12 protein-coding genes and 1 pseudogene are annotated in these 11685 nt (G+C 41.1%); 7 read left to right on the top strand and 6 right to left on the bottom strand.

Features of this window, described 5'->3' with window-relative positions:
- The first annotated feature begins 13 nt into the window (after window positions 1-13).
- The 3 genes from ACE1CC_RS16145 to ACE1CC_RS16155 are packed head-to-tail and all read left to right on the top strand — an operon-like array spanning window position 14 to window position 1882.
- Window positions 14-526 carry a hypothetical protein gene (locus ACE1CC_RS16145; protein WP_413271454.1) on the top strand — a complete coding sequence of 171 codons (513 nt, stop codon included), beginning with the start codon at window positions 14-16 and terminating at the stop codon, window positions 524-526.
- Window positions 519-1103: a GNAT family N-acetyltransferase gene (locus tag ACE1CC_RS16150; protein ID WP_413271455.1), complete on the top strand. Its 585-nt coding sequence runs from the start codon at window positions 519-521 to the stop codon at window positions 1101-1103. Before ACE1CC_RS16145 ends, ACE1CC_RS16150 begins: the two co-directional genes overlap by 8 nt.
- A complete protein-coding gene (locus tag ACE1CC_RS16155; protein ID WP_413271456.1) occupies window positions 1103-1882 on the top strand; it encodes a photosystem II S4 domain protein in 780 nt (259 codons plus the stop codon). Before ACE1CC_RS16150 ends, ACE1CC_RS16155 begins: the two co-directional genes overlap by 1 nt.
- Window positions 1883-2263: 381 nt before the next feature.
- Here ACE1CC_RS16155 and ACE1CC_RS16160 read toward each other — a convergent pair whose 3' ends face one another.
- Together ACE1CC_RS16160 and ACE1CC_RS16165 are read right to left on the bottom strand one after the other, a co-directional pair.
- On the bottom strand, window positions 2264-3850 hold the full coding sequence (locus ACE1CC_RS16160; protein WP_413271457.1) for a B12-binding domain-containing radical SAM protein: 1587 nt from the start codon (window positions 3848-3850) through the stop codon (window positions 2264-2266).
- 112 nt (window positions 3851-3962) lie between these two features.
- The gene (locus tag ACE1CC_RS16165) at window positions 3963-4166 is read right to left on the bottom strand and encodes a hypothetical protein (RefSeq protein ID WP_413271458.1); all 204 of its coding nucleotides are present in this window, start codon (window positions 4164-4166) and stop codon (window positions 3963-3965) included.
- A gap of 186 nt (window positions 4167-4352) precedes the next feature.
- Between ACE1CC_RS16165 and ACE1CC_RS16170 the strand changes: the two genes are divergently transcribed.
- Window positions 4353-4568 carry a hypothetical protein gene (locus tag ACE1CC_RS16170; RefSeq protein ID WP_413271459.1) on the top strand — a complete coding sequence of 72 codons (216 nt, stop codon included), beginning with the start codon at window positions 4353-4355 and terminating at the stop codon, window positions 4566-4568.
- Window positions 4569-4694: 126 nt separating this feature from the next.
- Here ACE1CC_RS16170 and cysC read toward each other — a convergent pair whose 3' ends face one another.
- Window positions 4695-5225 carry an adenylyl-sulfate kinase gene (gene cysC / locus ACE1CC_RS16175; protein ID WP_413271460.1) on the bottom strand — a complete coding sequence of 177 codons (531 nt, stop codon included), beginning with the start codon at window positions 5223-5225 and terminating at the stop codon, window positions 4695-4697.
- 95 nt (window positions 5226-5320) lie between these two features.
- On the opposite strand from cysC, the gene ACE1CC_RS16180 reads away from it, so the two are divergent.
- A complete protein-coding gene (locus ACE1CC_RS16180) occupies window positions 5321-6658 on the top strand; it encodes a hypothetical protein (protein ID WP_413271461.1) in 1338 nt (445 codons plus the stop codon).
- Window positions 6659-6948: 290 nt separating this feature from the next.
- On the opposite strand, the gene ACE1CC_RS16185 is transcribed toward ACE1CC_RS16180, so the two are convergent.
- The 3 genes from ACE1CC_RS16185 to trpS all read right to left on the bottom strand — a co-directional run bounded on the left by ACE1CC_RS16185 (window position 6949) and on the right by trpS (window position 10130).
- The gene (locus ACE1CC_RS16185) at window positions 6949-7947 is read right to left on the bottom strand and encodes an ADP-ribosylglycohydrolase family protein (protein ID WP_413271462.1); all 999 of its coding nucleotides are present in this window, start codon (window positions 7945-7947) and stop codon (window positions 6949-6951) included.
- Window positions 7948-8044: 97 nt separating this feature from the next.
- A complete protein-coding gene (locus ACE1CC_RS16190; protein WP_413271463.1) occupies window positions 8045-8968 on the bottom strand; it encodes a methylenetetrahydrofolate reductase in 924 nt (307 codons plus the stop codon).
- Between the two features lie 154 nt (window positions 8969-9122).
- Entirely contained in the window at window positions 9123-10130 is a 1008-nt protein-coding gene (gene trpS, locus ACE1CC_RS16195; protein ID WP_413271464.1) for a tryptophan--tRNA ligase, read from the bottom strand.
- 389 nt (window positions 10131-10519) lie between these two features.
- Here trpS and ACE1CC_RS36840 point away from each other — a divergent pair.
- Both ACE1CC_RS36840 and ACE1CC_RS16200 read left to right on the top strand, forming a co-directional pair.
- Window positions 10520-10681: pseudogene (locus ACE1CC_RS36840) on the top strand (B12-binding domain-containing radical SAM protein); the annotation flags it as partial.
- A 173-nt stretch (window positions 10682-10854) separates the two neighbouring features.
- Entirely contained in the window at window positions 10855-11238 is a 384-nt protein-coding gene (locus ACE1CC_RS16200) for an SH3 domain-containing protein (protein WP_413271465.1), read from the top strand.
- The last annotated feature ends 447 nt before the right edge of the window (window positions 11239-11685 follow it).

Here is an 11685-nt window from a genome sequence, read left to right on the forward strand (position 1 = left end):
ATATGTTAGGTCTATGAATTATCTTGTTGCTGTTTTGAGCGATCGCATTCAAGCAGAAGCAGCTTACTCTGCTTTAGAAAAAGAAGGTTTTGCGATGGATAAAGTTACCATCTTAGGCAGAGGCTACAAAAGTGCCGATGAATTTGGTTTAATTGACCCCAACGAACAAGCGATTAAACAAGCTAAATTCATGGCATTTTGGTTAATCCCTTTTGGTTTTGTCGCTGGTACTACCTTCAGCGTCATCACTGGGTTAAATACCTTTGCTTGGGCTGGTGAAATCGGCAATCATTTAATTGGTGGGGTTTTAGGTGCGATCTCCGGGGCAATGGGCAGTATTTTCGCTGGTGGGGGAACTGGATTAATCTTTGGTGGTGGTGATGCTCTGCCCTATCGCAATCGTTTAAATGCTGGTAAATATTTAATTGTAGTCAAAGGCTCGGAAACTGTGACCCGCCGAGCTACTAATATTCTCCGTCAATTTGAACCCGAAAATATTCAAGGTTACGTGGAACCAAATGTCTAAAAATCATCCTGCGAGCAGTTTGCGAATCAAAACGACACGCTTAAAGTTAATTCCATGCCCTTTGGAAGTAGCGGAAGCGAGTATTTTTAATCCGTTGCGAGTAGCTGAAATTTTGGGGGCGAGTGTACCAGAAGATTGGCAAAAAACGGAGGTGCAAGATTTTTTACCAATGTATGCTCAAATGCTGGTGGACGATCCCTCAAACTTGGGTTGGGGTGTTTGGTTGATGATTCAAAGTCAACAGAATATTTTAATAGGTGATTTGGGTTTCGGTGGTAAACCTGATGAGTCGGGAAGTTTAGAAATTGGTTATGAGGTGTTTGCTGCTTATCGAAATCAAGGTTATGCTTTTGAGGCGGTAGAAGCTTTAGTAAATTGGGCTTTTTCTCACCCGGAATTAAAGAGAATTGTTGCTCATTGTCCGCTCGATAATTTGGCTTCTATGCAAATTTTGTCAAAGTTAGGCATGGAGCAATTACACTTAGTAGAAATGCCAGAAGTTCCAGATACTCAAGTTTGGAAATGGCAGTTAATGAATCAATCAAAAATCCCAAATACCCAATCTAAAATCCTCTGATGTTACCAAGAGAAGAACTGTTAAAAGGTGTAGAAAATAGAGACTGTGCGGCTAGGGTAATTGATTTAGCTGAGCAGGCAATTAAAACTTGGGAAATTGTGTTTTCTGACTTTCTTTCGCCGCCAGAGTTGGCAGAAGTTCAACGGATGTTTGGTAAGTTGACGGAAGTGCATTTGCTAGCTTGGGGTGGGTATCCCCAGGCGGAAAGACAGCGGTTGGCGATCGCACGTTCCGAACTCCCTCTAGACATCTCCCAAGTGGAAATTGCCGCTTTAGAAATTGCTGGTAATTTCCTCTTCGATCCGGCAACTCACCGAGATTTTTTAGGGGCAATGTTAGGATGTGGAATTAATCGGGAAAAAACCGGAGATTTGATTGTTTTGGGTGAAAGAGGTGCTCAAGCAATTGTAGTTCCTGAAATGGTGGAATATTTAGAGACACATTTGGAACAAGTGCGATCGGTCCCTGTAAGAACTCAACGCCTTGAAATTAGCGAATTAAAGATTAAAGAACCGAAGAAGAAAGAGATGACTACGGTGGAAGCTTCTTTGCGGTTAGATGCGATCGCTTCCGCTGGTTTTGGAATGTCTCGCAGCAAAATGGTAGACTTAATCGATGGTGGTGATGTCCGAGTAAATTGGAAAGAAATTACCCAAGCTAGTCATCAATTAAAGTCAGGTGATTTAGTCGCAATTCGCGGTAAAGGACGTTTAGAAGTTGGTGAAATTGCCGTCACGAAAAAAGACCGTTACCGTGTACAAATGACGAGGTATATGTAATTTGTCATTGGTCATTTGTATCCCCCAAAAATCCTAATTAACGCAAGTTGCTAGTTATTACTTCTTTCGGAGTTCCCCCCGAACTTCGGGGGGTAGTGGGGGGATCTAACGCCGTGATTACTAGGTTTAGATCCCCCCAACCCCCCGTGATGTTAATAGCTCTTCTTGGGCTGGTTCCCCCCTTATTAAGGGGGGCTCCAGGGAGATCAAAAGGGGGGCTAAGAAAGAGCCGGATTTGTAACTAGCAACTTGAGTTAATTAACATCTGTGTTCATCTGTGGTAAAAAAACAAATTTTTGCCAGATCCCAAAATAATTGGTTTAGTGGAATGGTGCGTTACGTTATCACTAACGCACCCTACAGATAGAGCCTGAATCAAAATCAAGACCTAACAAGCATTGGTTTTTTCTCAGGTTTTACAGAAACTTTTAGTGGATCGTAACCTAACTGTTCAGTAATCCTTTCCCTAGCCAAAACTCGGTACTCCCAAAAATGCTCTCCAGCAGCACATAAACCCAAATACATATTCAGAACTTGCGGCTTTATTAACAGAATTGTTAATAGTTGTTGCCAAAATTGTCCGCGAATTTCCGGTCTACGTATTCCCTGATGCCAGATTACCTGGGAAACTAATCGCAACCCCTTACCCAAGGGAAATTGCATTGTTTGCTTTCGTTGTGCTGGCGAATTAATCTTGAGACATTGCTTAAAACAGCGTTTGAGATAGTTTTTGGGTTCATACAATTTCCAGAAACTTTCGACATACTCTTTGGCAATTTCAGCGATGGGACGAGTGGGGGTAAAATTCATTAAAGTATTTTGATCTCCCACTTTAGTAATACCAACACCCTCTACTAAACGCTGTTCTTTTTCCAGGCGATGCCATAATTGAGTATTAGGTAAAGCTTGGAGAATGCCTAGCATAGGTTGAGGAATACTGCTTTGTTCTATAAATGCTTGAATTCGCTCACCTGCGCCAGAACGTTCGCCATCAAAACCGAGAATAAATCCTGCATAAATCAGCATACCTGCCTGATTAATTTTGCGACAAGCTTCAATGAGAGGATGACGAGTATTTTGTAGTTTGTGAGTTACTTTCAAACTGTCTTGATCTGGGGTTTCAATGCCGAGAAATACAGCATAAAATCCGGCTTGATTCATTAAATCTAACAATTCATCGTCTTCTGCCAAATTTACAGAAGCTTCAGTCATGAAAGTGAAGGGGTAATTGTGTTGTTTTACCCAAGGAATCAATTCTCGTAAAAAGCGTTTGACGTTACGCTGATTGCCAATAAAGTTGTCATCAACGATGAAAAGTGAACCTCGCCAACCTAAATCATAAAGCTTTTGCAATTCTGCTATTGCTTGACTCGGTTCTTTGGTGCGCGGTTTGCGACCGTAAAGGGTAATGATATCGCAAAACTCGCAGTTGAAGGGACAACCGCGAGAAAACTGAATTGCCATCATGAAGTAGGCATCGCGTTTCAGGAGATCAAAGCGAGGCATGGGACTTTGGGTGACATCCGGTTTTTCCGAGGCGCGAAAAATTCCTTGCTCTTGACTTTGATTAAGTGCTGCGATAAATTGTGGAACTGTGATTTCACCTTCATCGAGGATCAGGTAATGGGCTCCTGAGTCGAGGGCCTCTTGGGGAAGCGATGTGGGATAGGGGCCACCTACTGCTACTTTTTTGCCTAATTTTACTGCTTTTTGAATTAAGGCGTGGAAATCTGATTTCTGTACTAACATCGCAGAGAGGATAACTAAGTCACACCATTGCCAATCTGCCTCTGTTTCGAGGTTAACGTTGCGATCGCAAAATCTAATTTCCCATTCTTTCGGGAGGAGGGCGGCGACTGTAATGATTCCCAGAGGTGGAATAACTGCTTTAAATCCAGCTATTTCCATGAAGCGATCGTAAGACCAAAAGGACTGGGGAAACTGAGGATAGAGCAATAATGCTTTCATTGTTGAGATCCTTAGCGCTGTTTCAGTTCACTCTTTTTTTGGAGCAGATGCAGGAAATAGATCAGCTTGGATTGACCGATCCATCAGCAGAATCTTTCTGTGCAATTGTTTTCTAAACAGGCATTTCTTGATAACAGTGACTACAACGCCAGTAAATGCCTCCCATGCGGATATGACGTAGTAAAGTGTTTGAGCAACAAAGACAAGTATGGTGCTCGTACATAGATTGATCGATTGTGGGGATAATACTTCGTCGCTGGCGACTATTAATCAGGTCGCGGGGCAATGCGATCGAAGTTGTTAATAAAGCTAGCATCTTATAAAAACCAGTATTTTAATTAGGTTTTAAGTATAAGTCCCCTTGACAAGGAATACGTCTATCGATAGACATAGAGAAATTTTGATTTATGTGGTATGGTAAACAGGAATCGTAAATCGCGGGCTTGATAGCAAAAGTACTGCTAAATATAGCTAAGTAAGCCAAGTCCTTGATGAGGTTGAATTGAACTTGAAAATACAAGCGTTGGATATCAAAATGGGCGATCGCATCATTGCTTACTGCAATAATAAGATGCAGATCTGTACAGTGAAACGCATTCTAGATTCTGGTCAAAGTAATAACATTACACTATCAGTATTCACTTCTGACCATTATCGCATCTCAGTTTCTCGCACACTCAGGTTTAAACGGGATGCTTTAGTGGATTTAGCAGGTTGACAATTAACAGAGAAAAATGTCCAGTTACCCTAATTTCTAGTTTGGTAAATTTGTTGAAAAACCGAGCCTAATGGGAGTAGTAATTAGTGCAAAAGCACAAATAATTACTACAGAACTACTAACTACTTAATCCAGATATCCAAATGCTTGTAGTTTTTGCCAAACTTTGGCTACACTTTCGGCTTCTGTTTCTAAATCTGTGCGACATTCCACATCTGGATTAGTAGGAATTTCGTAAGGATCGTCAATTCCAGTAAAGTGTTTAATTTCCCCCGTTCTGGCTTTTTTATACAATCCTTTCACATCTCTTTGTTCGCACACTTCTAAAGGTGCATTAACAAAAACTTCAACAAAATCACCAATTTTGGCTTTGACTTGTTGGCGAATTTCCCGATAAGGAGAAATTGCTGAAACTAAAACAATTACGCCATTTCTGGTTAATAAATGCGCCACAAAACCAATGCGGCGAATATTTTCGTCTCTGTCTTCTTTACTAAAACCTAAACCTTTGGTTAAGTTCTGACGAACAATATCACCATCGAGAACTTCTACTAAATAGCCTTGCGATCGCAATTCCTGTTCCACCGCTTTGCTAATCGTAGTTTTCCCTGCACCACTTAAACCAGTAAACCATACGGTAACACCACGTCGCATCATTTGTATATTTTCCCTAAAAAATCCGGCAATTTATCTTATTTTAAATTTTGGCTGAGCTAAATTGGAATAACAATGCTACTGGTTAGGTATTGATTATGTCTCGTCTCACAGGTCGCGCTTGGGAAATTTTACGTGCGGAAGTGGAAAGGTGTGTGGGAAAAGATCCTCTGTTGAAAGTACAGCGAGATATCGTACTTAAACGATTAAATAAATTGCAAGACCAAGATGGCGATCTAGCTTCTTATGAAGAACTGCGTGATACCATTAGCGATGTTTTCCCTAATTTCAGCGATCAAGTTCTGAAAAAAGCTGCTAAAGCTAATCGTCCTCCGGGTGCGTGGGATACAATCAAATGGGTGGTGGGAATTGCAGGTGCTACTGCTGGGACGATTTGGGTATTAAACTTACCTTATCCGATGATTCGTTGGCCTGTGGCGCGAACTGCACCAATTTTGCTGCTACCTAGTTATATGAAAATGGATTATGATTATCGCCAAGCGATCGTACTGGTAGAACAAGCCGATCAGCTGGTTAATCGCGCTACTAGTCCCGCAGATTTGGTTTTGGGAGAACAAAAGGTCAAGCAAGCACAAAAACATTTAGATGGTTTACCTGTTTGGTTTTTAGGTTATCAACCTCAATATAGATTTTGGTTTGGATGGAATTTTACTTTTGATGAATTTCGCTCGGCGCGTGCTAATATAGGGCGAATGGAAGCGAAACTGTTTCAAGAAAAGCAAGCTCAAACTTTGTTGGAACAGGGAGAACAAGCTTTAAATACGGCGAAGCAGCAACATGAGGCGGCGAAAAGTTGGCAAGAACGCCAAAAAGCGATCGCAGCTTGGCAAGTTGCTTTAGATCAATTGGAACAATTACCACCACAAACTTTCGCTGGTAAAGGGGCACAAACGAAAATAGCAGCTTATCAACGTGATTTTGGGCAAATTTCGAGTTTAGCTACGGAAAATGAACGCACAGGCACTTTAATGGATGCAGCAAGGCAATTTGCAATGGCTGCGGCTGTTAAAGGACAAAATCCACCTCATACGGCTGCGGAATGGCAAGAAGTGGAAAAGTTGTGGGAACAAGCGATCGATAGATTAGAGAAAATTTCTTTAGAAGAATCGGGTTATTTAGAAGCACAAAAGTTACTAATTACTTATCAAGGTAATTTGGGAATTGTGAAAATTAGGCGACAAGCTGAGGAAACTTCTGTTGCTGCATTAACGACAGCAAAACGGGAAATTGAAAGTTTATTAGCTAGTAATTTTGGAGGACGCGATCGCAATCAAATGATTAGCCAAATCCAAAGTATAATTTATGAATTACAAAAAGTACAAACCGGAACAACGGTTTACCAAGAAGCACAAGAATTGATGCAATCTGCTCAGAAAAAACTCAAGGAAACACCGCAATCTGCTTTTGGTAGTTGAGGGTAATTAGGCTTCTCGCTTAAGCCGGAAATTTACTAATAACTTAAGTTGCTAGTTATAAATCCGGCTGTTTCTTAGCCCCCCTTTTGATCCCCCTGGAGCCCCCCTTAATCAGGGGGGAACCAGCGGAAGCTTCGCTATTAAAATCACGGGGGTTGGGGGGATCAAAACCTAGTAATCACAGCATTAGATCCCCCCACTACCCCCCTTAATAAGGGGGGAACCAGAGGAAGCTTTGCTATTAACATCACGGGGGGAACTCCGAAAGAATTAATAACTAGAAACTTGAGTTAATAATCGCAAAGTTCGATTAGATTATCTACTCGTTCCGATAGCTCTTGTTTGTAAATTAAGCCTTCCACCCAAGAAGGTTCAATTTTTTGATAACCAAATCTTGCTCCTAATAATGCTCCTGCTACCGCAGCATTTGTATCTGCATCTCCTCCTTCATTAATAATTGCCAAAAGTCCTTCTGCAAAGGTTGAAGCATGAAGTAACGCCCAAAATGCTGCGCCTAAAGTTTTCAGTGTATAGCCTAATGTATATTTCTCATTGGGATTAAGACCTTCATCTAAGTCTAAAGCTTCTAGTGAATCTGCTTTTGCTTTGGCGAAGTATATCTCCATTTCAGGATGGAATATCTTCACTTGATTAGCGATCGAATCCACTAATTGATTTATATTTTCTACACCTTGAATGAGTTGACTAATTGCTAAACATACAGCTACACATGAGCCTATACAACGAGGATCGGCGTGAGTAATTCGACATACCTGTTCAGCATTAGACCACACTTTTTCAGCATTTTTATATTCCCAAATTCCTAAAACTGATGTTCGCATTACTCCGCCATTTGCGGCTGATTTTCTATCCTTAGATTCCCAATATTTTTGAGCTACAAGATGGGGATTAAGCAAAAATTCTGTGTCATGAACAACAGTTTTGACTGTGCTACCAATTCCAAAACCATCTGTAACAGCCCAATTTTGCAGACGAGTAGCAATATCTTGAATATTCAGTTGTCGATAAGTTAGTAAGCTATCCAGAATACAGAGCATTTGGTCTGTATCATCTGTCCAATCTCCAGGTTGCCATCGCCAATCTTGAAGTTGCTCAAATTGGTTAGTAATTCTCGAAAAGTATCTGATTTGAGAATAGTCTGTTAATCCATTTGGATAAGTAAATTTCACTTGTTCGCGAGAAATAAATTCAGTGCCAAATCCAAGGGCATCTCCTACTGCTTGACCAAATAAAACTCCCCGAATTCTATCCGCTACTAGTAAATCCATGCGAATATTTCCTTACTGTTTGGTTTGTTGTAAGGACTTTAGTCCTTTAATGTAAATAATACGACTAAAGTCGCTACAACAAACTTAAGGCTTGACTTCACACACTTTTTGCTATAGGTGAAATTCCTGCCATATCTAAGATTTCGGGAATTAAATCTTCTCTTTTAATTGCCATTAAATGAACCCCATGACAAATGTCTTTTGCCGTTTTTACTTGTTCGGCGGCGATTTTCATTCCTTCGCGCAAGGGATCTTTGGCAGCGGCTAGGCGATCGATAATCGATTGCGGAATTTCGATTCCCGGTACACAACGATTTAAAAATTCGGCATTCTTCGCTGATTTAATTAAGAAAATTCCCGCTAAAATTGGCTTATTACTACCAACTGCAATCTGATTCATAAACTTTTCCAGTTTGTCGAAATCTGCAATCAATTGACTTTGGAAAAACTGCGCCCCGGCTTGTACTTTTCGCTCAAAACGTCGTTGTAAACCTGACCAACTATGTGATTGCGGATCGACAGCTGCACCGACAAATAAATCAGTCGCGCCATCTGTTAAAGGTTTATCATTCCAATCAAAACCATGATTCATTTTGTCGATTAATTGTAGCAAGCGCACAGATTCTAAATCAAAAACCGCTTTACAATCGGGATGATCTCCGGCTTTTACAGGATCGCCTGTGAGGGCTAAAATGTTGTGGATACCAAGAGCGTTAGCACCCATGAGATCCGCTTGTAAGCCGATGCGGTTGCGATCGCGACAAGCAACCTGACATATTGGTTCAATACCATGTTGCAGCAAAATGGTTGAAGCTGCTAAGGGGCACATCCGCAACACCGCCCGACTACCATCCGTAATATTCACCGCATGAACTCGACCTTTCAGGAGTTGCGCCATCTTCAGCATCGAAGTTGAATCACCTCCCTTTGGTGGTGAGACTTCAGCGGTAATCAAAAATTCTCCGCTTTTAACAGCGTTACGAAAGTAATTTAAAGGTTTTGGGTATTGCGTGCTGTGCATAAAGTTTTGAGTTTTGAGTTTTGAGTTTTGAGTTAGGGAATCAGAGAGTTTTGAGTTTTGAGTTAGGGAATCAGAGAGTTTTGAGTTTTGAAAGAGTGTTGAGTTTTTCTCCCCTCTGCCCCTGGAGCCCCTCTGCTCCTCTGCTCCCCTGCTTCTAGAGAGGTTGGGAATAGCCCATTGCGGCTTTTACTTCTGCTAGGGTTTGATTGGCGATCGCACCAGCCTTTTCCTTCCCTTCCCGCAACACTGATTCCAGATAACCCTTCTCATTCATCACCGCATCATACTTATCTTGAATTGGTTTTAAAGCATTAATTGTCGTTTCTGTCAATAAAGGCTTAAACTGACCCCAACCCATATCCGCACATTCTGCCGTAACTTCTTCCTTAGTCTTACCAGAAAGCAGCATATATAAGGTTAACAAATTTCGGCTTTCCGGTCTTTCCGGGTCATCAAAAGACAAACCGCGCACCGGATCAGTTTTACACCGCTTAATTTTCTTTTGAATTTCTTCGGGCGAGTCTAACAAATTAATTCGACTTAATTCCGAAGGATCGGACTTAGACATTTTCTTTGTCCCATCCGTCAGACTCATTACTCTCGCACCTTCCGATCGAATTAAAGGATCGGGCAACTTTAACACCTTTTCTCCTTTACCAAACAAATGATTAAATCGCACTGCAATATCACGAGTCAATTCTAAATGTTGCTTTTGGTCTTCACCTACAGGCACTTTATCAGCTTGGTAAAGCAAAATATCCGATGCCATTAATACCGGATAATCTAACAAACCAGTATTAACATTTTCCCCCTGCTTTACAGCCTTTTCCTTAAACTGAATCATATCTTGCAACCAGTTTAAAGGCGTAATGCAATTTAGTAACCAAGTTAATTCGCTGTGGGCGGGAAGATGAGATTGCACAAAAATACTCGAATAATTTAAATCTATGCCGCAAGCTAGATACAAAGCCGCTATTTTATATGTATTCTCCGCCAATGTAGCCGGATCGTGAGGAACTGTAATTGCGTGCAAATCAACTACACAAAAAAAGTTATCGTACTCGCTCTGTCCTTCTACCCAATTGCGAATCGCTCCCAGGTAGTTACCCAGGTGAAGATTGCCAGTTGGTTGAACCCCAGAGAGAACTCGCTGTTTCGCCATAAATTTCTTAGACTGTCTCGAACTTGCTTAAAAGTTGTTTAAATAACTCACTTAACTAGTTTTACATTTTTTGTTTCTCAAGTTTTCGGCAATTTTCTGAAAGCATCTACAAATAAGCTTCACAAAACTTTACTAAAATCTACTTTTCGTTTTGAATAAATAGGAAGTAAGCTGGAAACCAAGCAATTTTTGCGAAATTAGGGTGCTTGAGCAAAATAAGCTGAAGCTGACACAGTTTTTTAGTCTCTTTTTTCAATTTACTAGCCTTTTTACAGAGCAGGGGAGATCTCGGAGCACAGGGGAGTTTTTCCCTAACCCCTAACCCCTAACCCCTAACCCCTAACCCCTCCCTAGTCCCCTGTTCCCTTTCAAAGCAACTTCAAGAGGTTAAAGAGTGGGAAATTAGATTTGCCGATCGTAACGTGCAACCAGAAACAGAAGCAGATTGGGCATGGTGCGATCTGTAAAAAAGTCGCTGTTGAGGCCCTTTTCCCACTTCTGTGCCGGAGTTTGCATTGGAATCAGGAGCCCATTACCTGATTTTAGATGAAGTGTGAATGCACAATAAACGGGTTTGTTGTCAGGACTTTAGTCCTTCTATCTCGCCCGGAAACGACTGAAGTCGTGACTACAAAGTTTTTAGGCAAAAAATCCGGGTTGTAATACCTCTTCTCTGAAAGACTGACAAGAAGTTTTGTTTTTCTCACTAGAGGAATCTAAAAGTATGAGTGCTTGGAAAAATTTGGTAGCTACCTTTTCTTTAGTTTCTCTTTCTGCGTTGGGTTCTCTTGGTTTTGGTATCAAACCTAGCACCGCATCAACTCTATATTTCCAATCTTGTGAAACAATACAAACATCATTTATTGATGATGAATATGATGACTACCAACAAGTCTCTAACCGAGCAGCTTGCAGTCGAGTTGTTACTAATGGCGGCAGACTTTTCATTCGTCGATCGCCAGGTGGACGGCTTATCGGTTATGCTTACAATGGCAGTTATGTCAGAGTAATTCCTAATAGTTATTACCGGGGTTGGGTAAGGCTTTCCACAGGAGGTTATGTTTCCACTAGATACCTCAGACCTTGCCCAAGATCTGTTGCTGGTTAATGCACTCCACAGAAACCCATTCTAAAATCAAGAAACCCCAACTCCAAGAAAAAATCAAATAATCAACCAAAAAATCAACCGTAGGGGCGAAGCATTCGGGCGACAATATATCTGGGTAATCAACAATTTATATTCCCGAATGCTTCGCCCTCCCCCCGCGACAATTTATATGAACAAACATTTTTATTTGCAGAGCAAAACAGGGCGAATTACAGGGCGAATTACATCAAAACAGAGCGAAGCATTTGGACATAAATATTTTGGTTACTTCTAGATAAATTATCACATCAGGACAGGGCGAAGCATTTGGACACAAATATTTTGGTTATTTCTAGATAAATTACTACATCAAGACAGGGCGAAGCATTTGGACATAAATATTTTGGTTACGCCACATAAATTGTCCCCCAAATGCTTCTCCCCTACATTTATTTTTGTTGCCTGGGA

Source organism: Floridaenema aerugineum BLCC-F46 (genome assembly GCF_041929345.1).
Taxonomy (GTDB): domain Bacteria; phylum Cyanobacteriota; class Cyanobacteriia; order Cyanobacteriales; family Aerosakkonemataceae; genus Floridanema; species Floridanema aerugineum.

What these genes read in the sequence shown, in the direction of transcription:
- ACE1CC_RS16150 (WP_413271455.1), top strand. Translation starts at nt 519, where the DNA reads ATGTCTAAAAATCATCCTGCGAGCAGTTTGCGAATCAAAACGACACGC.
- trpS (WP_413271464.1), bottom strand. Translation starts at nt 10,130, where the DNA reads ATGGCGAAACAGCGAGTTCTCTCTGGGGTTCAACCAACTGGCAATCTT.
- cysC (WP_413271460.1), bottom strand. Translation starts at nt 5,225, where the DNA reads ATGATGCGACGTGGTGTTACCGTATGGTTTACTGGTTTAAGTGGTGCA.
- ACE1CC_RS16180 (WP_413271461.1), top strand. Translation starts at nt 5,321, where the DNA reads ATGTCTCGTCTCACAGGTCGCGCTTGGGAAATTTTACGTGCGGAAGTG.
- ACE1CC_RS16190 (WP_413271463.1), bottom strand. Translation starts at nt 8,968, where the DNA reads ATGCACAGCACGCAATACCCAAAACCTTTAAATTACTTTCGTAACGCT.
- ACE1CC_RS16185 (WP_413271462.1), bottom strand. Translation starts at nt 7,947, where the DNA reads ATGGATTTACTAGTAGCGGATAGAATTCGGGGAGTTTTATTTGGTCAA.
- ACE1CC_RS16165 (WP_413271458.1), bottom strand. Translation starts at nt 4,166, where the DNA reads ATGCTAGCTTTATTAACAACTTCGATCGCATTGCCCCGCGACCTGATT.
- ACE1CC_RS16155 (WP_413271456.1), top strand. Translation starts at nt 1,103, where the DNA reads ATGTTACCAAGAGAAGAACTGTTAAAAGGTGTAGAAAATAGAGACTGT.
- ACE1CC_RS16200 (WP_413271465.1), top strand. Translation starts at nt 10,855, where the DNA reads ATGAGTGCTTGGAAAAATTTGGTAGCTACCTTTTCTTTAGTTTCTCTT.
- ACE1CC_RS16145 (WP_413271454.1), top strand. Translation starts at nt 14, where the DNA reads ATGAATTATCTTGTTGCTGTTTTGAGCGATCGCATTCAAGCAGAAGCA.
- ACE1CC_RS16160 (WP_413271457.1), bottom strand. Translation starts at nt 3,850, where the DNA reads ATGAAAGCATTATTGCTCTATCCTCAGTTTCCCCAGTCCTTTTGGTCT.